At 43.8% G+C, this 24073-nt stretch carries 18 protein-coding genes and 1 pseudogene; all 19 read right to left on the minus strand.

Annotated features, from left to right (window positions below; translation table 11 throughout):
* Positions 1-136: 136 nt before the first annotated feature.
* The gene (locus C7E02_RS07700) at positions 137-931 is read right to left on the minus strand and encodes a hypothetical protein (RefSeq protein ID WP_105309233.1); all 795 of its coding nucleotides are present in this window, start codon (positions 929-931) and stop codon (positions 137-139) included.
* Positions 928-2931, minus strand: a complete 2004-nt coding sequence (locus C7E02_RS07705) for a recombinase family protein (RefSeq protein ID WP_242978773.1) — start codon at positions 2929-2931, stop codon at positions 928-930. Before C7E02_RS07705 ends, C7E02_RS07700 begins: the two co-directional genes overlap by 4 nt.
* Before the next feature lie 54 nt (positions 2932-2985).
* Complete coding sequence (locus C7E02_RS07710) at positions 2986-3177, minus strand: stage II sporulation protein R (RefSeq protein ID WP_105309234.1); 192 nt, start codon at positions 3175-3177, stop codon at positions 2986-2988.
* A 70-nt stretch (positions 3178-3247) separates the two neighbouring features.
* The gene (locus C7E02_RS07715) at positions 3248-3478 is read right to left on the minus strand and encodes a YdbC family protein (RefSeq protein WP_105309235.1); all 231 of its coding nucleotides are present in this window, start codon (positions 3476-3478) and stop codon (positions 3248-3250) included.
* A gap of 76 nt (positions 3479-3554) precedes the next feature.
* Positions 3555-4409: a ParB/RepB/Spo0J family partition protein gene (locus C7E02_RS07720; RefSeq protein WP_105309236.1), complete on the minus strand. Its 855-nt coding sequence runs from the start codon at positions 4407-4409 to the stop codon at positions 3555-3557.
* 7 nt (positions 4410-4416) lie between these two features.
* Positions 4417-5382, minus strand: a complete 966-nt coding sequence (mobV, locus tag C7E02_RS07725; RefSeq protein ID WP_105309237.1) for a MobV family relaxase — start codon at positions 5380-5382, stop codon at positions 4417-4419.
* A gap of 437 nt (positions 5383-5819) precedes the next feature.
* Entirely contained in the window at positions 5820-6851 is a 1032-nt protein-coding gene (locus C7E02_RS07735) for an AAA family ATPase (RefSeq protein WP_105309239.1), read from the minus strand.
* Between the two features lie 153 nt (positions 6852-7004).
* Positions 7005-7478, minus strand: coding sequence for an RNA polymerase sigma factor (locus C7E02_RS07740; RefSeq protein ID WP_105309240.1), 474 nt, complete (start codon positions 7476-7478; stop codon positions 7005-7007).
* Positions 7479-7562: 84 nt separating this feature from the next.
* Complete coding sequence (locus C7E02_RS07745; protein WP_105309241.1) at positions 7563-7988, minus strand: sigma-70 family RNA polymerase sigma factor; 426 nt, start codon at positions 7986-7988, stop codon at positions 7563-7565.
* Positions 7989-8083: 95 nt separating this feature from the next.
* Positions 8084-8593, minus strand: a complete 510-nt coding sequence (locus C7E02_RS07750) for a sigma-70 family RNA polymerase sigma factor (protein WP_105309242.1) — start codon at positions 8591-8593, stop codon at positions 8084-8086.
* Between the two features lie 488 nt (positions 8594-9081).
* Entirely contained in the window at positions 9082-9255 is a 174-nt protein-coding gene (locus C7E02_RS07765) for a cysteine-rich KTR domain-containing protein (protein WP_002779755.1), read from the minus strand.
* Positions 9256-9306: 51 nt separating this feature from the next.
* Positions 9307-11226 carry a tetracycline resistance ribosomal protection protein Tet(O) gene (gene tet(O) / locus C7E02_RS07770; protein WP_105309243.1) on the minus strand — a complete coding sequence of 640 codons (1920 nt, stop codon included), beginning with the start codon at positions 11224-11226 and terminating at the stop codon, positions 9307-9309.
* A gap of 365 nt (positions 11227-11591) precedes the next feature.
* Entirely contained in the window at positions 11592-11966 is a 375-nt protein-coding gene (locus C7E02_RS07775; protein ID WP_105309244.1) for a TnpV protein, read from the minus strand.
* Positions 11947-17079, minus strand: a pseudogene (locus C7E02_RS07780) (DUF6908 domain-containing protein); the annotation flags it as partial. The pseudogene C7E02_RS07780 and the gene C7E02_RS07775, both read right to left, overlap by 20 nt.
* An 83-nt stretch (positions 17080-17162) precedes the next feature.
* Positions 17163-18446 (minus strand): group II intron reverse transcriptase/maturase, encoded by a 1284-nt coding sequence (ltrA, locus tag C7E02_RS07785; protein ID WP_029731837.1) that lies wholly within the window; start codon positions 18444-18446, stop codon positions 17163-17165.
* A 586-nt stretch (positions 18447-19032) separates the two neighbouring features.
* Positions 19033-19431 carry a TnpV protein gene (locus tag C7E02_RS20450; RefSeq protein WP_319017411.1) on the minus strand — a complete coding sequence of 133 codons (399 nt, stop codon included), beginning with the start codon at positions 19429-19431 and terminating at the stop codon, positions 19033-19035.
* Between the two features lie 822 nt (positions 19432-20253).
* Positions 20254-20595 carry an LPD28 domain-containing protein gene (locus C7E02_RS07795; protein ID WP_005340070.1) on the minus strand — a complete coding sequence of 114 codons (342 nt, stop codon included), beginning with the start codon at positions 20593-20595 and terminating at the stop codon, positions 20254-20256.
* Positions 20592-20798, minus strand: coding sequence for a hypothetical protein (locus C7E02_RS07800; RefSeq protein WP_005340071.1), 207 nt, complete (start codon positions 20796-20798; stop codon positions 20592-20594). The genes C7E02_RS07795 and C7E02_RS07800 overlap by 4 nt, the downstream gene beginning before the upstream one ends.
* 62 nt (positions 20799-20860) lie before the next feature.
* Positions 20861-23935 carry a VaFE repeat-containing surface-anchored protein gene (locus tag C7E02_RS07805; protein WP_105309245.1) on the minus strand — a complete coding sequence of 1025 codons (3075 nt, stop codon included), beginning with the start codon at positions 23933-23935 and terminating at the stop codon, positions 20861-20863.
* Positions 23936-24073 lie beyond the last annotated feature (138 nt).

A 24073-nucleotide genomic window follows, 5' to 3' on the forward strand; every position in this document is an offset into this window, starting at 1 on the left:
CGCATTTTCCTTACTCTCTGTCTGTTTATAAAGCTTATCATAGTTTTATGTCCTTTACAAGTTCTATCCGGCTTCCAGAATTTCAACAACATTTATCTTATTTTAGTCAAAATATTATAAAAATCCATTATGCCTTTTACCGCTCATGTTCTCTTTTCTTTTGTTCCGGTTCTATCTCCACTCCTTCCCCATCATCCAAAAGCACCTGGTCTTTCTTATCCATATCCAAAAGCACATTTAATTCTCCAAGCCTTGCTACTTTTTCTGCCAGTTCTGCTTCCTGTGGAAACTCTTTCTGTGCTTCCTCTTTGGCATTCTCCAACTGCACCTTGAGGTTTTCCAACTTATCCTGACACCGTAACATTTTGCCTGGAATCTCCTGAATCTTATTATCTAGACGTGTGATATTACCATGAATATCTGTTCCAAGCGGTACATGGTACACTTGTTTTCCATACATGGAGATTACAAACACCTTCTGAAAAGAATCATAAGACAACTTCATTGGAAAACCACGATACCTTCCAATCAGCACTGCATCTGCCGATTTCATTGCTTTACACGCTTCGATGATTGCCTGTCCTGCTTCTTTCTTCTCTGTATATACCACATCATGGATCTGCATTTCTGGAAATGCCTCTCGGTCTGGCGGCGTATTTTCCTTTGCCAGTGCAATATCAGATTCATAATCCGCAATCCGTTGTTCACACTGCCTGATCTCATTTGGGAAATATCGCACTGCTTTATCTTCCATTTCATACTTCTGACTAAGAAAGCTCTGCTTCAATAGTTGAAGCTTTGATACCTGAATATCCAGATCCATCTTCTCTTTTATATACGGATTTCCAACCGCTAAGGCTTTGATTTCCGCATACGACAGTGCCACTTCATCAATATCCTCTACTGATCTTGCCGGACTTTTACTGGTCATGATCTGAGAGATAAATTTCTGTTTATTCTCAATGATCTGATATAGATACGCATCGAACGTCCCTTCTGTAACATAACGGACAATATCGACTTTCGGATTTTGGTTTCCCTGCCGAACGGTCCGCCCTGCTCTCTGCTCCAGATCAGTCGGTCATTTTTTGCGGACAGTTCAATACATGCCTGTCTGTTTCGCTCCCTGCTCCTGCGTTTCGTTTCCGTTCCTTGAACCTTTCTTATCCTTTTCCTGCACTCTGGGCAATACTTTGATATTGCAGAGCGGGGAACATATTCAATGCCGCACACCGTACAATTCTTAGGCTTTAACGCTGTCCACCGCTTTGTCGGTGTGATATGTAATTCACCGACAAAGCCGATGAATTTATAGTAAATCTTGATTTCTTGCCGCACCGTTCCGTCTATAAGTTTCTCACGTTCCGAAACAAGTATCTTGTCTATGAGTGCGTTTATGATGGTTGCGTCCAGTTCCTTAATGCCTTGATAGTTGCGGATTAGGGAGAGGAAGTCACGGACACCCTGCGACTTCTCATAGCTGTCGTTAAGCGTTTCCGTTACCTCTTTCAGCCTTGCTTCAATTTCAAGCTGCTCTTTCTGGTATTTCCCCGACATCATCTCAAAATTCCGCTCCGTAATACGCTCCATCACCTTATCTTCATAAAGGGAAGAAAACAGCCTGTCCAGTTCCGCAAGGCGTTTGTTCAGCTTTCTCTGCTCCTTTTCCAGTGCCTTTGCCCTGCTCTGGTCTGTTTCCGTGAGCCGCTTTTCAATCGCCCTCACCGCCTTTTCATCATTGACCGCCATATCCGCAAATCGGTTGATGTCGGCAAGAACAGCATTGAACAAGTCCCTCGCTTCAATGCTGTGTGCGGTACACATGATATTACCGTATCTGCCATAATTATTGCAGGAATATTGCACGCAGTCGATGATGTCGGGGCGTTTCCTCCTGTTGGCACTCATAGCCCGCATAGCATAGCCGCAGTCCGCACACTTGATAACGCCTGCAAAGATGTTCTCAAAGCCGCCCTTGTTTTCTGGTAATCTGCGGCTTGTAATAAGCTGCTGTACGGTGTCAAATTCCTCCTGCGTGACTATCCCCTCGTGGGTGTCTGGTATCACTTCCCATTCTTCAGGCAGCTTAGAGGGGCGTTTCTTGCTTTTCATGTTGGCGGCAATCCGCTTGTAGCCTGCAAGGTTTCCCGCATATATCGGGCTTCTTAAAATGCCCCTTACACTGTTCTCGCTCCAAATATAACGGTTTTCCTCGTTATCTTCAAAGTGCCGCTCATAGCCTGTTGCCCCCTGCGTAACCGCATAAGCGGCGGGGCGTAAGATATGCTGTTTGTTGATGTGCTTGCGGATTTTGGAGATTCCATTGCCCGCTAACGCAAGGTCAAATATTTCTCTTACAACGTGTGCAACTTTATCATCAATCAATAGGTGATTATGGTCAGCAGGGTCTTTGACATATCCATATGGTGCTGTCGTCCCCATGAATTTCCCCTGCTGAAACCTCGCACGGTACGCCGATTTTATCTTGACCGACACATCGGCAGAATACATTTCGTTTAGGATGTTGCGGAAAGGCGTGATGTCCATCGCTGATTTATTGAGCGTATCCACGCCGTCATTGACCGCTATATACCTCACGTTATGCTCTGGGAAAAAGACTTCCAGATATAACCCACAATCAAGATAGTTCCTCCCCAGACGTGATAAATCTTTCGTGATAACGCAGTTTATCAGACCGTTTTCAATGTCCTTAAGCATTTCCTGAAAAGCTGGTCTTTGAAAATTTGTCCCAGAATACCCGTCGTCCACATACGTTTTTACCAGATTCCATCCCTGCTTTTTTACATAATCTGTGAGGATGGATTTTTGTGTTGCGATGCTTGCACTCTCATTGTCCGTCCCGTCATCCTTTGACAGACGGCAGTAATTGCCGACATCATAAATCATATTTTTCGCTCTTATTCCTGCCATATAATAAAACCTCCGTATCTGTCCTATCTGTTTTCATGTTCCATTGCGTACATTCTAAGCGGACAGCCCCTCATTGTCGAAGGTGTCGCCCTCGGCAATCTTCTTCCGAATATCCTCGGAGATAATCGGGATAAATGCTTCTGTGACTGTCTGTGTGCCGACATATTCACGGCTGATTATCATCTGCACTGGTGCTTTCGGCACGACACGCTTTCTCTTTTTATCTTCTTTCTTATCCTCGCCCATACTTAAATCTTCCTTTCCAGACAGGGCGAGAGAACGTCTGGAAACGCCCCGCCCTGTCAATCAGATACCATCAATCCCCGCTGTTTAATTCTTTCTGTAATGCTTTAAGGAGTGCCGCCGCTTCATCAGCGTTCAACGTGATACCCTTTCCGCACTTCCCACGGTTCGGGGAAAAGCTGCGGATGTCATATTTCGGCTCTCTCCCGTTCCATGAGATAAGATTGATTTCCTTTGTGTAGCCGCTGTCACTCGCAGACAATACGGCGATTTCCTTTACAATCTTATACTGGATTTCTTTCATTCCTTACCTCATTTTCCTTAAAATCCTGTCTTTCTCCTGTTCCAAATTCCTGCATTTACTTCCCGAAAAAAGAAGATTAGCGGCTGTCCCTGCCCCGTTTTCTCTGCAACTCACGTTCCAGAAGTCGGATGATGGTTTCCTCCATCTGCTTCGGCGTTGTGTTCTTCGGAAAATACTTTTTCAGCTTGCTTGTGTTGATTTTCAAGGTTTCTTTCTGGTTGCCCTTTTCCTCCGTCATAATTGCAAATATCGTATCCATGTCAAGCCGCCCGCTCTGGCTTAACTGTTTCATCCGCTGTGCCTGTGAAAGTGAGGGTGTTGCTTCTTCACTCTCCATCGTGGCAAAGAGGTTTTCCTGCTCGTCTTTCTTCAAAAAGGACAGCTCCACCGCAGGCGTGAGGGCGATTTTCCCCTCGTCCACCATCTGCAAAATCGGCGGTATCAGTTCCGTCAGGCGGATGAAACGCTGCACGGTCATCCTGCCCACGCCGAAGCCCTGTGCCACTTTGTCGTCCGTCCGCAACTTCGTCACAACTTGTGACGAGGTTAAATCCGTGCGGAAACCCTGCCGCTTCATGGCTTCGGATTTCATCTTGTAGGCAAACGCCCGCTCGCTCGGCAGGATATTTTCACGCTGCAAATTGCTGTCTACAAGGGTGATGATGGCTCGGTCACGGTCTAAGGGCAGGACAAAAGCGGGGATTGTGTTTATCCCTGCAAGTTCAGACGCACGGACACGCCGCTGTCCTGCAATCACTTCATAGCCGTCCCCGTCCTCTTTCGGGCGTGTGATTATCGGCGTGACAATGCCAAATTCCTTGATGCTTTCCGCTAACTCTGACAGCGTTTCATCCTCTGCCACATGAAACGGATTGTCGGGAAACGGGTACAAGTCTTTGGTCTTTAACACCTTAAAATCCTGTTTCTTCATTCACTTTTTACCTTTCTCTTGATTTATTTCTTCCTGTTTTCTGCAATTCTTCTAATACGTCTGGCGGGATTTTCTTTAATAGCCGCCCCATCTGCTCATTGGTTCTCTGCAATTCAAATATCTTCTGATTCGCTTTCTGCACCTTTAATTCCTGCTCGTACTTTTCATCACGCATACGCCCCGCATAATCTGATTCCTGCCCGATTTGCTCCTTTAGTCTGTCGATATAGGCACTCTGCTTACTGATTTCCTTAGAGAATTTCTCCACGTTTGGGAGCCATGCCGCAATCAGTTCCAGTGCCTTGTCACGCTTCTTCCCTGCGTTAAAGGCGTTGATGTCGGAGAGGGCAGACACGATTTCCTCATACTGTTTATCAAGCCTGCCGCCCAATTTATAGAGCCATGTGGGGACGTGTTTCCGTTTCGTTTCCATTGAGGACTGACCCCGTTCAAGCTGATTCCACCGTGAGGACATCCGCTCATGGTAGGCGGTCTGCCACTCGGATAATGATTTCTGGTTGCCTAAAATAGACTTTGCTGACAACTTATTGTCTGGCGTAATCGGCACAAAACAGAGGTGCATGTGCGGTGTTCTCTCATCCATATGGACAACTGCGGAGAGGATATTTTTCTCCCCGACACGCTCCGAAATGAAGTCCAGAGCCATCGTAAAATACGCTTTCTGTTCTTCGGGCGGTAACTGGTTCATAAATTCTGGCGAAGCCGTGATAAGCGTTTCCACCATCATCACGCTGTCTTTCCTTGTCCTGCACCCCGCTTCGGCTACCATACGGTTAATCTCTTTCTTGTAGGTGTAGCGTGGTGGTTTTACAAGGTGATAGTTATTTTTAGAGCGTTCCATATCTATATCTGGATTGCTTTTGTAGGCTTCTTTCTTCCGCTCGTTGTGGCGTTCACAAGCCGCAACGCCGCCCGCTTTGCGTTTCTGGAAACGCAGGATTGCATAGGGCATAATCCATCATCTTCCTTTCTTCGGCGGGTAACTGCCCTTTGGGTGACAGCGGTGACAGTGGTGACAGCGATATTGGGATACCCCCTCGCATGAGCCGTCACCGTCACCCCGACATTCTTTTATCCGAAGCCGCAAGGCGCAGGATAGCAGGGCGACAGCTCTGCCTTAAGGGAGCCCAGAGGGAACGTCTGGCACACGACTTTGCAGGGCAAAGTGTAGTGTGTTACACCCTGTAAACGCAGTCGGAAAAATCAGAAGGATTTTTCTGACCGCAGGGGTGGTTTTACACGCCGAAAAGGGCGGGTAAATCCCACGCCTGCACTTTGCGTTTGCGGGGTGTTCTCCCGTAGGGATGACAGCGGCAGGGTATCCTAAAATCACTGTCACCGCCGTCACCGCTGTCACCCGCAGGGCAGAGCCGCCCGCTTTACACGGCTTTAAGCTTCAATGACAGTAACAGGGGGTATCCCAATATCGCTGTCACCACCGTCACCGCTGTCACCCTCCTGCCTTGCAAGCGAAATCTGCCTGCCGTGTTTTTTGCGGCTGTACTGATAGGCGATATGGTTCTCACTTAAAAATGTGGTGCGGTATTCATTTAGCCATTTCGTAATCACCGTGGGTATGGTTTCCGTTTCTCCCATTGCGGCTAACAGTTCCGTTGCCGTGCCTGCCCATTTTTCCTTATCCCTCATAAAATCCACCAACCGAAAAAGGACGTCTGGTATCGTTTCTTTCGCAAGCTGCTCCTGTGTTTTCCTCTCCACAAGTTCCCAACTGCAATCACGGAAACGCAGCGTGTATTCCTGATAAGGCGTATCCCTGCCTGTCACATACAGCTTGGCGGTATCGGATGCCCGTTTCTCCTTTTCCAGAACAAAGGTAGCGTCCGCACTCCCCGTTAAGCCTGTCGTCCCAGACACCTTGTTGAACACATCGCTGTCATTCTGCTTTCGGATATGGTGTACGACTACTACCGCCAGAGAATGCCTATCGGCAAAGTCTTTGATTAGGGAGATGTCCCCATAGTCGCTTGCGTAGGCATTGTCTTTTGAAGCTGTACGGACTTTCTGCAAAGTGTCAATCACAATGAGCCTGCTGTCTGGATAGTCTTTCAGATAATCCTCCAACTGCACGATAAGACCGTCTGACAGCTTGCAGCTTGCCACGGCAAAGTGAAGCCGCCTGCTCGCTTCGTCCGTCAATCGGAACAGCCTGTCCTGTATGCGGCAGAACGTGTCCTCAAGGCAGAGGTAAAGCACGTCGCCCTCCATTGTCGGCATATCCCACAAGGGAAGTCCCTGCGACACGCATAGGCATAGCTTCAGCATGAGCCAGCTCTTGCCTATCTTCTGTGAGCCGCAGAACAGCGATAAACCTGTCGGAATAAGGCTGTCCACCACAAAGGACGGTTTCTCAAGCGGCTCATAAAGGAGCGTTTCGGCGTTGACTGTCTGTAACTTCTGCATGGCTTTCCTCCTTTCGGGCGGTGTCTTTGTTTTCGTTGCACATAGGCGTTGACCTCCTTAAAAATAGATTTACTCCCATGAAAAAAATGAGAGTATGTAATGCCGCCAATCCCACACAAATAAAAAACAGATTTCTTTTTCGGGCGGTGTCGGTCACGGTTGGAGATACTTCCTCATTTCCGCCTTTACTTTCTCCTTTGCAATCGCAACAGATTTCTGTATTGCCGAAGCGGTGCAATGCTCCATAGCGGCGATTTGGTAAAAATTGAACCCATACTCGTAATAGAGCAGGAAACGCCGCCTTTGTATCTCTGGCAGGCTCCCAACCGCCTTACAGAGCGTTTCATTCCGTTCTTCCTCAATCATGCGTTCATCAAGGCTCTTAGGCACACGCAACGCCCGTCTGTAAAGGGTTTCGTCCCATACCTCGTTAAACTCCCTGTGCCGCTCGTCCCATTGGAGAAGATTCCTGTTCCTGCGCTCCATCTGCCGAAACTCCATAAAGAACTGTTCCGACACTTCCAACTCGTGGGATTTGCCCTGCCCGTCCTTAAAGCTGATAAAATACCTTGTGCCGCTTTCCGTGGATTCCTCCCAAAGCGTGTACGCCTTAGCCTTATATGCCATCCCTCTGTCCTCCTGCCAAAAAATAAGCGGGGAGATTCCACTCCCCACCCAGTAGCCCGCAGGATAATGGGATGTATTAGACGCTTACAAAATTTTCCGCAGCTTCTTCCGCAGATGGTCTAACCTCGCATAGATGGCACCAGTCGTCAAATGCACAAGCGGGGCAATCTCCTTTGTGGAATACCCCTGCATTTTCAGCAGGACGATTTTCAAGGTACGCCCGTCCACCGTGACTAATACTTGATAGAGATTTTCGCTCTCAATCTCGTCCAGTAACTCCGCAACCGTACCCACTTCCGCCTGCCGCTCCCTGTCTGCCATATCCTCAAGGTATTCCGCAACGTCATTCGTCCATCGGTAAAACCGCCTGTTGGAATTGAAGTCTGCCCTGTCCTCTATTCGTATCTGCTCAATGGTCGCTTCATCAACGCCGCACTCACGCAGCAGCTTTTCCTCCGCTTCTTTCCAGATACGCCATTTCCTGTCCTCCCGTCCGTGGTTGTATGCCATTCTTACTTCCTCCAATCAGAATTGATTGAGAGGGCAGAGAAAAGCCCCCCTCATCTTCCCAAAGGAAAAAACAAGGGGGCTGAACGCCTTAAATTTTAATTTTCTATTATCTTTCTTAGCTTTATTAGGATTTTGGCTTTGCGTTTGTTCACAACGCTCTGGGTTATGCCTAACCTCGCCCCGACTTCACGCTCGGAAAGTCCGTCAAAAAAGATTGCCTGTATCAGTTCCTGTTCACTATCCGACAGCAAAGGCAGGGCAGCTTTCAGCCTGTCCACCATGACCGCATTGACAACGATTTCCGCAACGTCCATCGCTTCATCAGCGATAAAGTCCAGAGGATTCCCCTCGCTGTCTGTAAACCCGTCCAGAGATAGCAGGCTGTTCTTTGTATCTAATTTTTGCAGATAACGCCACCGTTCCTTGTCACGATAGAAGTCTGTGTATTGCTCCCTCACGACTTCAAGCAGACAGCCCTGAACGGGAATAAACAGCTTGTCCATATAGGTCTGGTCGGCTTGCCTGCGGCGGCAGAAGTCCGTGTAAGATAATTCCACATAGCCACCGCTTTCTCTGATATATACTTTTTTTGGTGCATACTTCACCGTAAGTACCTCCCATCTGAATTTTTGAAATCTAAAATCCAGATGGAGAGGCGGCGAACGACACCTAATATAAGAAACAGCCCTGCGGCACTTTCCAACAAAAATCGACAAAAGAAAAACCGCAAAGGCTCTGTGACCTTTACGGTTATAGGAAATAGTAATTCTGTTGTATGGAGATTGTACTTCTACTTTCAAGGTGAGAAGTACCGCTGCACTGGCAGAAATTTTTTTAACTGGTTTCCTGCCGTTCTCTGACATGCTATGTATTGATAAATTTTACTTCGTATGAGCAGATAAATAACCGCCCGAAAAAAGAACATAAAAAAATCCCTCCAAATTAAAAAACAAATTCAGAGGGTAATTTAGGGTATAACAAAATAACCCACCCGAATATCGTTTTTTTTATTTGGTGAGTTTGTTCTTTCAAATACGAAACAAAAAGAGCCGATGATTCGTGAATTGTTCCACAATTTCATCGGCTCTGCGTCTTAAGCGTCTGGCTCTTTGATGACAGTTATCTTCAAGTTGTCAACTTTAATCAATCTTTCTTGTCTGCATTTTGGACAATAAAGAGGATAATTCTCCAAAACAGTGTCCTTCCTAATTTTATTACGGGTTTTGCTCCCACAAACAGGACACAATATCCATTCGCATTTCATCATAATTAGTCTCTAATCCTTTCAAATCTCATTTTATATGACTTTTGCAAGCTGTTAAGCTAACTTGTGGAACATATGCCGAACCTTATCTATACGGCTATTCGGGCGGCGGGGTTGGCAAATAAATTTACCAATAGCTGGCTGGTATCCTTTTAACTCTGTCAAGCAGACTCCCTGCCCATTCGTGAAATAAGTTAAATCGTTCCTGTATTCTTGAATACATCTGGCAGGGATTTCTCCTTTCAGAATGACCTCGTCATTCTTTATCTGAGTACTTACAATATCTGCACAATACCTTGGAGCATCATGATACGCCCGTGAGAGATATTCCTGCGGTGCATAAATTTCAAAGTGGAGATATGGCTCTAATAGTTCTGTCCCTGCTTTTTTTAAAGCCTGCTCCAATACGATAGGGGAAAGCAGCCGAAAGTCTGCGGGGGTACTTACAGGGCTATAATACAATCCATATTCAAAACAGATTTTACAGTCTGTCACTTTCCATCCATACAACCCCTGCTCGCAGCCATAAAGAACCCCCTCCATAACCGCATTTTGGAACGATTGGTTTAAATATCCAAGTGAAACTCTGCTTTCATACTGCACTCCGCTTCCAATAGGGAGCGGCTCTATGGACAACCCGACAGAAGCCCAGAAAGGATTTGGCGGGACTTCTATGTGGATGGTATATTCTGCTTTTCTAAGTGGTCTTTCCATATATATAACAGTAGGCTCTTTTATTTCTGCCTCCACATGATATTTTTCCTCAAGGATGGCACAAATGACTTCCATCTGCACATTCCCCAAAAAAGAAAGTATAATCTCATGCGTTGTAGTATCCACATAATATTTTAAAAGAGGGTCGCCATCTGAAATTTCTGTAAGTGCCCCAAGCAATATTTCCCGCTGTTCAGATTTCTTTACTGCAATCGTTGTTTGGAGCATAGGGAGAGGATTTTCAATAAATTTTCTCTGCGGCAACAGCATTCCGTTCCCCAAAATACTGTTTAGCTGCAAAACATCATTTGGTAAAATTACAATATCACCAGAGCAGGCTGTATCGGATGAATATAATTCACCGTTTGTCGGAACACACATCTCTGTGATTTTTATTTTCTCTTTTTCAGATATTCTAATAACATCCCTCAAATGCAATGTTCCGCTATATATACGCACATAAACAAAACGCCGCCTTTTCTCTGAATATTCAATCTTAAAAACCTGCCCGCATAGTTCAGATTGACCTTCAGGCGTTGATGAATAAAACTTACTGGCAATTACTTCTATAAGCTGCCGAATCCCCAGATTGTTTTTAGCGCTTCCGTGATAAACGGGAAATAACGTTCCGTTTTGGAATCTCCTGTTTTCTTCCTGTTCCAGTTCTGACATTTTAAACGGTTTTCCTGACATATATTTCTCTAATAGTTCATCGTTTCCCATAATTACCGCATCCCACTGTTCCATATCATCATTGTCCGTTACATTTACATGGGGATGCTGCCCAACCTTTTGCTTCACTATAATTTCCGAAGAAAGCTTTGCTTTCATTTCCCGATATACCATTGGCAAATCAATCCCCTCTTGGTCAATTTTATTGATGAAAAAAATTGTCGGAATCTTCATTGTCTGTAGTGCATGAAACAGTATACGGGTCTGTGCCTGTATGCCATCCTTTGCAGAAACTAATAATACTGCTCCGTCTAATACGGATAAAGAACGGTATACTTCCGCCAAAAAATCCATATGGCCTGGCGTATCTATAATGTTGACTTTTACATCCTCCCACTGAAAAGATGTCACTGCTGTCTGGATAGTGATTCCCCTTTGACGCTCCAAATTCATTGTATCTGTCCTTGTTGTGCCTTTATCTACGCTCCCTAGTTCTGCAATTGCACCACTGGTATACAATAAACTCTCCGTTAATGTTGTCTTTCCTGCGTCAACGTGAGCCAGAATGCCTAAGTTAATTATTTTCATGTGATTTTCCTCCTATCAACACCCAAAAAAGGGCATAAAAATACCCAGTGATAAATACTCCTATCACTGGGTAAATAACTCCAATAGCCCCAAAACACTTATATGTTTTCGGGCATATAAAATTACATGATAAAAGTATTCTTAAACTGGGTACAAAAAACTAAGCCCCATATTAAAAGTGAAACGGGACTGCTACTTTTTGTTCCCACTATCAAATTGACAGTTTATTTAAGAATACCTTGCCGCATATTTATTAACTCCTTGTATAATACTGAATCTAATTATATTCCTTAACCCTTTATTTGTCAAGCTGACAAACTAAAGCAGAAAAAGCGGCAGGATTTCCCCTGCCACTAATCATCTGTTTATGCAAAAATAATTTCCTTTTCCACAATCTCCCTCGCACAAGCCCTTATGTTATTGAGGTATCCTGTCCATTCTAAGGCGTTTTCTGCCTTTAGCTGTTCCGTTATGCCCTGTGCCTGTTTCATGCCCTCTATGAGCCGTTCAAAGCGTTCCTGCGCCTGTCTGTCGATGTCGGCAAGATAGGCGTTGAGCCTGCCGCTTGTGAGAAAATTGGTGTATGTAACTTTGCGGTATTGCTTCAGATAATCTAAATGCCGCTGTCCCCATATGCCTATCGGCTGTTCTTCTTCGGCGGGTAAAGTCATACATGGAATTAGATAATCCTCTTGTCTTTCGTATCTTCCGCCCAGTTCCTCAAATAATGATTTTGCCATTGTATGTTACCTCCACATTCTTTTTTATTTTGAATGTCCGCAAAATCCGTCCTACATCTCTCGGACGCCATGGACAGTCCAGGTCATGACTTGCAATAATCAAATCCTGCACGTTCATACCTGCACCCATTTTAAAAGTGCTGCCCATCAAAATACGGACAGCACCTCTCCTTACTTTTGAAAATAATTCTTTTTTCCGAACCTCAGTATTAGCATCATGAATAAATGCAATCTCCTCCGGCGGAACACCTTTGGCAATCAGCTTATCCCTTACATCGTTATAAACACTGAAACTTCCATCTGTTTTTGGGGTAGATAAATCACAAAATAACAACTGTGTCAGTCTTTTTTCCCTCCCCTGCTCCCAGAACTGATAGACTTCCTCTACACACGCATTGACTTTACTGTCTGGGTAATCCGGTAACAATTCATTCATCATTCGCTGATCCAGTGCCAGTTTTCTTCCGTCATTGGTAATCAGAAGCATATTATCTTCGGTGGCATTGACTAGTCCTTCTCTCACACGCTCCGCACGTTCTCCCAGTTCTGCAACCATTTCTCTCTGCATTTCGCTTGGTTTTACAGATACCACCCGGTATTCTGCTTTCGGCACTGGAAGATTCAGCATATCGGCAGTCTGAATGTCTGCCACCTCCCGGAACATCTGCATAAGCTCCGGGAGATTATAAAACTTTGCGAATCTCGTTTTCAGACGGTAGCCTGTCCCTTCCGGGGCAAGCTCGATTGCTGTCACTGTTTCTCCGAAAGTTGATGCCCATGCGTCAAAATGCTGTAGGTTATGCTCCACCAATGTATGATGCTGCAAGTATCTCTGCATGGTATATAGTTCCACCATACTGTTGCTGACTGGTGTTCCTGTAGCGAATACCACACCTTTTCCTCCAGTCAGTTCGTCAAGGTACTGGCATTTCATAAACATATCAGAGGACTTCAACGCTTCTGTCTGGGCAATGCCTGCTACATTTCTCATTTTCGTATATAGATACAAATTCTTGTATCCATCCGCTTCATCAACAAATAAGCGGTCAATTCCCAATTCTTCAAAGTTGATCACCTGGTCTTTTTTACTCTGGTCATTCAGTTTTTCCAGTCGCACAAGCAATGACTTCTTCGTCTTTTCCAACTGCTTGATTGTAAATTTGTTTCCATTCCTTGCTTTTTCCTCTGTAATTCCCTGCACAAGTTCCTCAATCTGACTGCGGATTGTCCTTTGCTGACGTTCAATGCTCAATGGAATACGTTCAAACTGACTATGCCCGATAATTACCGCATCTATATCACTGGTAGCAATTCTGGCACAGAATCTTTTTCGGTTTTTGGTTTCAAAGTCTTTCTTGGTTGCCACCAGTAAATTTGCTGCCGGATAAAGCTGTAACCACTCGGCTGCAAACTGTTCAATGATGTGGTTCGGTACAACAACCATGGACTTGTGACAAAGTCCCAGTCGTTTACTCTCCATTGCAGCCGCAACCATCGTATACGTCTTTCCTGCTCCAACTACATAGGCAAGCAGCGTGTTCCCGCCGTACAGGATTCTTGCAACACCATTTTTCTGATGTTCCCGTAGCCGGATTTCCGGATTCATTCCATAAAAGTTCAGATGACTTCCATCATATTCCCTTGGTCGGATTGCATTGAAATTTTCATTGTAATAATCAGTAAGTCTCTGCCTGCGCTCCGGTTCTTTCCAAATCCAATCCTGAAATGCCTGCTTGATCAGATCTTGTTTTCCCTGTGCTATGGCAGTTTCTTTCTTATTTAGAACAGCTTTTTTCTTTCTGTCATCGTCCTCCACATAATCGTAAATCCGAACGTCTCTTAGATTCAAGGTATCTTCAATAATCCGATACGCACTGACTCTTGTTGTTCCATAGGTATTGTTTGCCTTTACATTCCCCTTATCCAGACTTCTTCCCTCTACCTGCCATTCTCCCGTATATTTAGAAAAATGTACTTTTATTTTCCACTGCATATAATTGGGCGTATTCAATAACTGGAACATAAAATCTTCAACATCACTCTCCGGAAGCCACGTTGTCCCCAGTCGGATATTGATTTCTGAAGCACTTAAATCCTTTGGCTGTACTTTTTGCAAAGCAGTTACATTGACCTGATACCTTACATCTGCCTGTGCCGCAAGTTCTGCCACTTTCAACTTCTCTCTTACATTCCCTGACAAATATTCGTCTTCGGAAACATACTTTGGATTCTCTGTATCACTTTCCGGTAAACGAAAAACAACGCCGGACAACTCCTGTTCCAGTTCTTCTTCTGTTTTCCCGGTCAGTTTCGCCATGAAAGGCATATCCACTTTTGCTTTTTCTGCAAGAGAAATTGACAATGCTTCACTGGCAGTATCCACACTGTTCACTACCTTATGTGCTTTGATTGTCCGCTTAGAAAACATATCCGCTTTCCGTTCCAGTGTTCCGTCTTCTGCAAGAATCTCCAGTGAACTCAGCAATGGATAACTATTATCGTCTGCAAATACACGCATATTGGCACGATCATTTAACAGTCCGTATTTACTGCGGAAGAGATCATACAGACGGTTTAATTCCTTCTGTTGTCCTTCGATTACTGCATCAGAATATCCTTCTGTCTGATACCGGATCAGTTCTCTTGCACAATCCCGGATTGCAATCATACCTTTCACACGATTTACTCCAGTCACCGGAAGTGTTACCGGCTTCATACGACTGTTTTCCCGATAGTAAATCTTTCCATCTACCAATGTGTAAGAATAATTGCTCACCGATGGATCTGCAGGAATCGTATGGTCTTCTTCCTCCACCAGTTCTTCCATTTCTACTTCTTCAATCGTACCCTTTAACGCTTCAACTGCAACTGAAAGAAGTTCTGACAGTTCTCTGCCCTCATACGGTCTGCAAGTACTTCTCATGCCATACGGACCGGATTCCATAACCATTTCTCCCAGTATCATTTCCGGGTGCTGTACATAATAGCGGTTCTGTTCAATGCCGTTGTCATCATAATCCAGATATACCCAGTCCGGTTCCTCCAGTGTCATATGGTCACGCTTCTGAAGGAATAAAATATCCGATGTTACTTTCGTTCCTGCGTTTTTAGTAAAGGTATCATTCGGCAGACGGATTGCACCGATCAGCTCTGCTCTCTGTGCCAGGTATCTTCTGACATATGGATTCTTCTTATCCATGGTTCCTGATGAAGTAATAAATGCAATCACACCGCCCGGTCTTACCTTGTCCAATGTTTTCGCAAAGAAATAATCGTGAATGAAGAAATTGTACCTGTCATATCTGCTGTCAAATACTTTAAACTCCCCAAACGGTACATTGCCGATTGCAACATCGAAAAAACTGTCTGGAAGATTTACTTTCTCATAACCCTCAACCGCTATCTTGGATTTCTGATAAAGTTGTGCAGCAATTCTTCCTGAAACAGAATCCAATTCCACACCATACATCTTACAGTCCGAAAGAGATTCTGGTTTCATACCGATAAAGTTACCGACACCACAACTTGGTTCCAGAATATTTCCACTCTTTAGTCCCATGTTTTCCAGTGCCTGATACATACTCTTGATTACAATCGGCGGAGTATAGAACGCTGTCAGCGTTGATTCTCTTGCAGATTCGTATTCTTCTTCACTTAATACAGTCTGCAATTCCAGATACTCGGCTGCCCATGCGGATTTCTTTGGATCAAATGCATCTGAAAGACCGCCCCAACCAACATATTTTGCCAGTATTTCCTGTTCTTCCGGTGTTGCATAACGATGTTCGTTTTCACATTTCTTCAGAAGTTGAATCGCTGCAATATTTGCCCTGAACTTTTCTTTGGCTGAGCCATACTCCGGCACTTCCTCCATAATCTGATACTGATGTCTGTTCTGCCCGGAAACTTCCGGATACAAATCGTAGCTCTGCGCTTTCTTTGCAGGTTCGCCCTGTTCCCAGGAAGGGGCTAATTCCAAAGTATTTTCTTCTTCGGCTGGTAATTCGCCTGCTTCCAATTCCGCTGCTTCCTGTACCGGAACATATCCTTGTTTCTCGATTGTCTGGAACCACTCATGTGCAAATAGATTCAGTTCTTCTTCCAGCTCCTCATTATATCCGTCATCGCCATAAACTTCATCGTATCTTTGTAATGCGTCCTGCTGATAAGTTCTTGCCTGAAGCGTTTTCCTGTCATTATCATAAGCAAATTCCATATCCGGATCTGCCATGGCATCTCCATTCTGCTCATAGTAATGAGAGATTGCAATAAAGTTGTCACCAACCTGCTCAATCGTAAGGGGCATGAAGCCTGCTCCTGCCTCAAAGGTTTTGGAATCCACTTCTCCCCGTAAAACTTCGCCTGCCATCTTCATCACAAACTGATAATTCTGCTCCGGAATACTCAGCTCTGTCTCTGTTTCTTCTGATGGAACATCTGTCGGCTGTGCCTCTTTTTCTTCTTCGGCTGGTAATTCCGGCAATGGCCGTTTGATTTTCAAATGGTCATTTGCCGGATTCTCACATATCTTACGGTCAAATTCTTCTCTGGATAGTTCTTCGCTAAAAATCGGATATTGCTGATCCCGAAGTACCACTCTCTCTGCTGACAGGAACTCAACTTCATAATCTTTCATTCCTATCGTAACAACAGTATCCTCAGAAATGTCATAATCTGCCGATTCGTTTTCCGATTCTGTTACAGCTCTGTCTGATATTAATTGTTGCTCAGATTCTTCCTGCAAAGGTCTTCCTCTGGCAATTTTTCTTTTTTCATACTCTGGAAATTCTTTCTGTTCCTGCTCTGAAAGATACCTTCCAACAGCAATAAGTTCTCCAACTCTTTTTACGACTACGTTCCATTTCAGTAAAATTTCTGGTGAATCTACTTCATATCCTTTCCGTAGTTTTATTCCTTTACTGTCATAGTTTTCATCAAGTTTTATTCCATTTATATTTAATGTTCTTCCACCTATGCCATATGCACCCTGCAAGAATTTCACATTTTCTGATGTGCTATGTTCCTGTTTAAGATAAGAATAGATATCGTATTTTCCATCTGCAAAATGCGGACCGTCTTGAAGAACCTCATCAATCAGTTCCTGTGAAATCGAGTAGGAGGAATTTCTCTTAAATGAGAAATTCCGACCTCTCACACCACCGTACGTACGGTTCCGTATACGGCGGTTCAATCAACTTAACAAGTAACACACTTTTCGGTGTAGTAATCTAACATTGTGATTAGTCCAAATGAGGCTAATCTTTTGTTACTTATAGCAACATTTACTGCGCCTTTGTTACATACATAAGCTATTCTTTTACCTGTGTATGCAACTCGTCTAGCTGTGTTTCTGTCTATTCCAAGTTTTACAAGGTTCTTCTCTCGATTCTGTGGTGTTTTCCATTGTTTCCAAATGCACATGCGAAGCCGATAACGGATTCTTGAATCTAATTCCTTGCATAGTGTTTTCATACTGCCTATCTTGAAGTAGTTAATCCAACCTCTTATGAGCTGATTGAGCTTCTCCACTTTACAGCTGTTGCTAACACCCCAACTACGGCATGTGAGTTCTTTCATTCTCTTCTTAAACTTCGCTACTGATTTTGCATGTGGTTTTGCCTTAAACTGATGCGCTCTTGAATCAAAGTAGAACCCAAATCCAAGGTATTTAAGTCCGCTTGGTCTGTCTACTTTACTCTTAGTCATGTTGACCTTGAGCCCTAGCTTTTCTTCGATGAATCGTGAGATATTTCTCATAACTCTATTCGCAGACATTTCACTTCCGACCATGATAATACAGTCATCTGCATATCGTACAAAGTTAAGCCCTCTCTTTTCCATTTCCTTATCAAGTTCATTGAGCATGATGTTTGCCAGCAATGGAGAAAGGTTTCCGCCTTGTGGAGTTCCCACAATGGAATCCTCATACTCATCGTCTATCATAATTCCGCTCACTAGATACTTCCTTACAATAGAGATGACATCTCCGTCCTTAATTGTTCTTCCAATTAAAGTCATTAGCTTATCATGGTTTACTGTGTCAAAGAACTTTTCCAAGTCGATGTCTACAATCCAGTCATTTCCGTCATTCATTATATCAAGTGCCGTTAGAATTGCCTGCTGTGCACATCTATTAGGTCTGAATCCGTAACTGTGGTCATGGAACTGTTCCTCATAGATTGGTGTTAACGCCTGTGCGATGGCTTGTTGTATGAATCTGTCTGTTACTGTTGGTACTCCCAGGTTTCTGACACCGCCATCAGGCTTTGGTATCTCCACTCTTCGTACTGGCTGAGGCTTATATTTTCTTGTCCTCAACTGTCCCTTGATGGTTTCGCCGTTCTTTGCAAGGTGTTCCTTCAGTTCTGTGTACTTCATTCCGTCCACTCCCTCAGCACCTTTGTTTCGTACGACTTGCAGATATGCTCTGTTGAGATTATCACTAGATAATATCTGCTCCATTAGATTACTTGTGTCCATGCGTTCTTTCCTTTCCGTCTCGCTTGATTTGACCACCTTTTACCCGATTGGTTACGGCAGATGTTGTCATTTCTGCAATACGAGACATACTCAAACTGATTGATTGTTCGCCCCTTCGCTCCATCCCCATTACAGAGACTTCTTCACTACTATGGGCTCGGCTGACTTCTCACAGTTCGTTGTTACTAGGCTAATGAAACCTCTGTGAGACCTCCACGCTTAAGGTGCACGCTCTTTCTCTCCATATATCCGCCGCATTTACTCTGCTTCTACAAACGTGGTAGTTATTAGACTTCGCTGTTCTTTGCCAGCTTATCACTCGAAGCCTAGCCTTATATGCGATTTCTGTCCGTCGGACCAGAGATTTGCTTACAGCTTCCTTCAGATTCCACCTCACGGTAGACACCCTTGCTGTTCGGCTATACATTTCCCACTACCTGGGCATGTTCGGGACTTACACCCGTTAGAGCGCGCCCATGGCGCGCAAACAAAGAAAAAGCAGGGGATTTTTCCTCTGCCTTCTCTTCTAATATTTGAAGTTGTTCTTCCTCACTTGGAAGTATGTCACTACTCCTATTATTTTCTTCTAATTCTCCAGGATTTCGTTCCTCACGATTTCCTGCGCTCTCTGCCGGATATTGTTCATTCTCCCGATCCACTCCATCTGATCTCTGGCTTTCAGTTCTTCTGTCACGCCCTCGTTCTCTGCCATCTGCTGAATAAGTGTCTCCATTCTGTTCTGTGCTTCTTCCTCCGTCTGAATCAGATGCTGGTTCAATGTTCCCGCTGTCAGAAGATTCAGATACATTCCGTACCGATTCTTCATCAGATATTGTTTTCGGAGATATGCGTACTTCCCAAGGTGAACTTCCTCGCCCTCTGGAATTGTAAGATTCGGCAGGAGATAATCTCCCTGTCTGCTGTATGTGATTGCTGCCATTGTCCTGTCCCCTTTCTGTTGCGATTTCCTGTTTGTTATCCACATTATAATCTGTTGTTTTCTGTTCAACAAATGTGCGTTGCTTCCGTTCCTGTATCTTTAACTTTCGTATTGTGTCCGCAACTTCTCCTAATGCCATTTCTGACATATCACTCGCAGTCACGCCAAAGAGATTGACTAACTCCTTTGTATGAAAGTCCCGAATATTTTGAAAGTCCCTTGTCTCCAGATAAATGTCCGGTTCAATTCCACAACGCAAAAAAAGCATATAAGAAATGCTGTTTGCAAGCAGTTGTTTCATTTTCAACCGGATATTAAACTCATCAATTTCTTCTAACGGACTATCCTTTGTTGCAAGTAGGATATCCGGAAGATAATCTCCAATGTTATCCTCTGCAATATTCAGAGACGCTTCCAGAATCACCATCGCAAACTCTTTTCTGTCTCCGTCCGTCACGCCAAATGTATTTACCAAGGCTTCTTTTACTGGTTCCTGTTGTTCTTCTGCCACACTCCACAAAGAGACCGGACGCACCAGACGCTTATACTTTCCTTCTCTGGTATCGGATACATCAAAATAATATTTTAACTTTAATCTATCGGAACTCTTATCAAATACAGCAATTCCTTTAGAATCCCGTTTTACCCACCGTCCAAACTTTTCATTCCATTTTTCCATAGGAAGTACTGCGGTTGCTTCTGGACGCTGCACATGAATCAAAAGCTGTTCATCAAATGGCAATCGGTAATTTTTACTGGCTGACTGAAGAAAGGCTATCCACTTTTCCGGTGACTCTGTCACTTCCTGTGTTGCTTCCTCATACAGTTTTGTAATGACATCAAATTTCTTTACCACGTACCTTCCTCCTATCGTTCTCTTTCTTTTTGTCTGATTGGATATTTTTCTAAAAACTCCTGCACTGTCCGGCACCCCTTATCTTTATATTTCCAGTCCGTTTTCGCTTCTAGGTCAAGATAACCATTCGCTGGTATTTTTAACCGTTCGCGTGTAAGAACCGAACCCAAATGATTCGCTAAAATGCCTTTTGCAATCTGGACTGGTTCCCACGTTTCATCATCATATCTGACTTCATATAAATATAACCCTTTCGGAACTGTCTCCTGATCCAAACGCATATCGTTAAATAATGCAGGTTTTCCAAACAAACGGATTTCCGTATAATACTCATTCATAACGTCATATCTCATACTGCTCCACCTCCCAAAAAAGTAATCACTTTATTGGCTTTGATTGCTTTCTGCAAATCATTGATTATTCCAATCTCTGCAACCGTAATCCCTTGAATTTCCAAAATCTCGTCCAAGGTCATTGCAGAAATATCTTTTTCCTCTGTAATTCCTGCTTCAAATATCTTATTGATAACTTTTACCGCTTTCTGGTTCACTACCATTCTTTTGTCCTCCTTGCCTGTTTCACTATGTAAGAGGGTGGTATTTCACCACCCTGTAATCCTTATTCGTCCTCGCTTTCTTCTTTCTTTTCTTCAATCGCCAGTGGTGCTTTCTTCTTTTTTCTTGCATGGATAGCCACCCCACCAACGCCCATTGCAGACAATGCAGCAATGGCTAGCCACAATCCTGCTTTTGCGGTGTCTCCTGTTTTTGGAGGATTGCTTGTCTTTGTAGTAGTACCCGGTGTCTCTGGGGTTGGTGTTTCCGGTACTTCTTTGATGGTTACGGTCTGTCCTTCATCGTTGATATCCTTATGCTCTGTTACCTTTTTCGGTTCTTCCGGATTTGTCATATCATACAGTTCTTCAAAAGTTACAAGCTGCTTTCCTCCAAGAGTGCTGCCGTCGAAAGTAAACTCAACCTGCACTTCCATGTTTTCCTTATCAGCAATAAATTCATAATCATTGGTAACTTCTTTGCCATCAATAATCAGCTTTGCATTTTCTGCCTTAACCATCTGCCAACCAGACAATTTATACTTTGTACCGATTTCCAATCCATCTAAAGTAACTGTATCTACAATCGTCAGATCTTTTCCGGCTTCGATTTCTTTCTTACCGTTCTTATCAGTTGCTGTGGTATGAATCGAAATCTTTCGCTCTGTAATCAGGACCGTCTGTCCTTCATCGTCAATGTCCTTATGCTCTGCAACTTTTACAGGTTCTTCCGGATTCTTCAGGTCATATAATTCTTCAAATGTAACCAGATTCTGTCCGCCAAGTTCTGATGCATCGAACGTATAAGAAATCTCTACTTTCATTTTCTCGCTGTCAGCAACAAAAGTATAATCACTTTCCACACGCTTTCCATCAATGAGCAGTTCAGCATTTTCCTCTTTCAGCATCTGCCAGCCTTTTAACTGGTACTTTCTTCCTTCTTCCAGACCGTCCAGAGTAACTGTATCCACAATCGTTACTTTCTTTCCTGCAACAATTATCTTTTCGCCCGTTTTCTTGTCTGTTGCGGTTGTATGAATGCTAATCTCTTTCTCATACTCATCGGTCAGTGTTCCAAGGTCGATTTTCACTTTATTTCTGCTGACAACAACTTCAAATGCAGGGATCAGCTTCATGCCTTTATTGGATTCACAAGATAATTCCTCAATCTCATAAGTATTATAAAGCAATGCACCTTTGCTATCGTCCGGCTCAGAAGTTCCGAACCAGATACCGTCCTCACTGGATTTTCCTGCATTTGTATTTTTCTTATGAGACGCCCAATCGGAAGCGGTTGAAAACTGACCATTTTTATCTGTCACTACGATATGGCTCTCTCCGGTTGTTTTACTCGTAATCTTAAAAGGAACATTCGCAAGTCTCTTATGTGTACCTGCTCCAATCTTTACGCCTTCCAGATCTCCACGTTTAATCTGGTTGTAAATGGAATGACTTTCGTCTGTTAAATCCACGATTTTTCCATTTTCTGTAATCGAAAATTCAATCGCTTTTGCCCCGTCAGTCAGATAACCTTCCGGTGCTTTGGTTTCTTCCATTTTGTATTTACCATACGGAAGTAAATCTGCCGTCGTTGTTGCAATTCCGTCAATTCCTGTCTGAATCATCTTAACTGTCTCATTCTTCTTGTACAGCTTTCCTTCTACTAGAACTGGATTCTCGTTCAGTGAAATAATTTCAAATGCTGCATCTTTTAATGTGGCACTTCCCTGTGCTTTGGTTTCTTTTGTCTCCAAATCACGTTTCTGAATCTTCACACCACCTCGGATTACCTGATCAGATACGGAATACTGGTTGCTTCCGGAAAGAACTGCAAATTCTCCGTCCTCTGTGATCTGTGTCAGATACATTCCTTTTATCTGTTCTGTACTGTCTCCTGCCTGCATATAAGCTCCGTCCAGTAAATATCCGTCTGGTGCTTTTGTCTCCTCAACAGTCAGTGTTCCAAGTGGTAATACGCTTTTTTCATTCTGGGTGTAAAATGCATCTCCGGATACTTTGTAAGCATCTGCCAGTTTTGTCACATAATGAATATTTCCATTATTGTCTTTTTCAACTACCGTCTTTGTAACCCAGGTACGTGTTGCTTTCTCTGGTAAATTGTCTTTTGTATAAAGTCCGTCATAATAATGCCAGGTAAACTCTGCTCCTGCCAGTGCTGCATCCCCCTGTGCGGTTGCTTTTCCCGTCTCCATATCAATCTTGAACAGGTCTACCAATGTCTCTGTCACTTTCGGAACATCGGAAACATTTAATACGGCTGTCTTTCCGGCTTCAACTTTCAGACTGTGCACTGTCGTATCCAGCTTATATCCCTTCGGTGCAGAAAGTTCTTTGATATAAACAGTCCCTGCAGTCACTTCAACTTCATTTGTCTCACCATTCTCATTTGTTGTAAGTGTTCCAATCTGATTACTGCAATTCTGGTCTGAGAATATGCCAAAAATCGCTCCGGCAATGGAATACATCGCATTTCCATTTGTGACAATCTCATTGGTGGTTGTCTTTTTTACCTTCGCATTTCCGACATTCAGTTCTGCCCAAAACTGTCCGATGTCCTGTCCTTCTCCGGTGTAAATGTAACCGCCGCATTTATATCGTCCCTTATTTGCCTTCACAAATGATTTTGCTCCGGCATACACCTCATTCTGAATATCCTGTGAAATCTCGGAATAGACTACCCGGACATTATCACACTGCCAACCCAAATGCTCACTTAAACGCTGCCACACAAGACACTGTTCTAAGAGATATGCCTGATTTGCACTCAGGTTACTGTGACTGCCTGCATACTGTTTCATATACTCAATCGACAATGCCACATCTTCAATCTGATCTGCACTCATGCTGGCACTTGCATTATGTCTGGTTTTATAGCCATTCTTAAATTTCATGTTAATATTTACACAGTAGGCAGTTTCTCCCTCTACTTTCATATGTCCTTCGTTGAAGGTACTCTTAATTGTTCCGTCATTCATTAAATGTTCCACATGTCCAACTCTCTCTGCGGATTCTGTCCAATACTGTGTTTCCGCTGCCTGAACCGATGTGATCGGTAATGCGGTTAAAATCGTGGTCAGGGCAAGAATCCCTGTACACACTCGTTTCCATATCTTCTTCATTTTCTACAATTCCTTTCTTTTCAATCCAATAAAAAAAGACGTCCGTCTGGAACGCCTGCTGTTGCTTTATGCTGTTTACTTCCTGCTGTCATGCAGAGGAATGGGAATATCTAACCTGCCGAAAGAGAAGATGTTCCC

It is taken from the genome of Dorea sp. Marseille-P4042 (genome assembly GCF_900290215.1).
GTDB lineage: Bacteria > Bacillota > Clostridia > Lachnospirales > Lachnospiraceae > Dorea > Dorea formicigenerans.